Origin of the sequence: Brevundimonas sp. UBA5713 (assembly GCF_002419815.1) — a bacterium.
Lineage (GTDB): Bacteria > Pseudomonadota > Alphaproteobacteria > Caulobacterales > Caulobacteraceae > Brevundimonas.
Genome location: NZ_DIGV01000020.1, coordinates 1 through 523 on the forward strand (window position 1 = coordinate 1; position 523 = coordinate 523).

1 protein-coding gene is annotated in these 523 nt (G+C 65.8%); it reads right to left on the reverse strand.

The window, feature by feature from the left end; all coding sequences use genetic code 11:
• Positions 1-82: 82 nt before the first annotated feature.
• Positions 83-523: multicopper oxidase domain-containing protein (locus tag B3B04_RS05345; RefSeq protein WP_292040698.1), on the reverse strand; the 441-nt coding region annotated here is incomplete at its 5' end.

The window sequence follows — 523 nt, forward strand, 5'->3', positions numbered from 1 at the left end:
TGCCCCCCGTGGGCCTGAGCAACGGCCGAACCGGCGGCCAGCATCAGGGGCAGGACCGCGACAGCGGCGAACAGGGCGCGGCTCATCGGGCGGCTCCTTCCAGCGGACGAACCGTGACGACGTTGAACATCCCCGCGTGCATGTGCATCAGCAGGTGGCAGTGGAAGGCCCAGTCGCCCGGCGCGTTGGCGGTCAGGTCGAAGGTCACCTTGCCCCCCGGTGCCACATTGACCGTGTGCTTCAGCGGCTGATGCCCGTCATGGCCGTTGACCAGCTCGAAGAAGTGGCCGTGCAGGTGGATGGGGTGGGCCATCATGGTGTCGTTGACCAGGGTGACGCGGACCCGCTCGTTCAGCTCAAACCGGATCGGCTCGACCAGCTCCGAGAACTTGCGTCCGTCAAAGCCCCACATGAACCGTTCCATATTGCCGGTCAGGTGGATTTCCATCGAACGCGAGGGCGGGCGGGTGTCCTTGTTCGGCTCCAGCGAGCGCAGGTCGGTATAGACCAGCACCCGGTGATC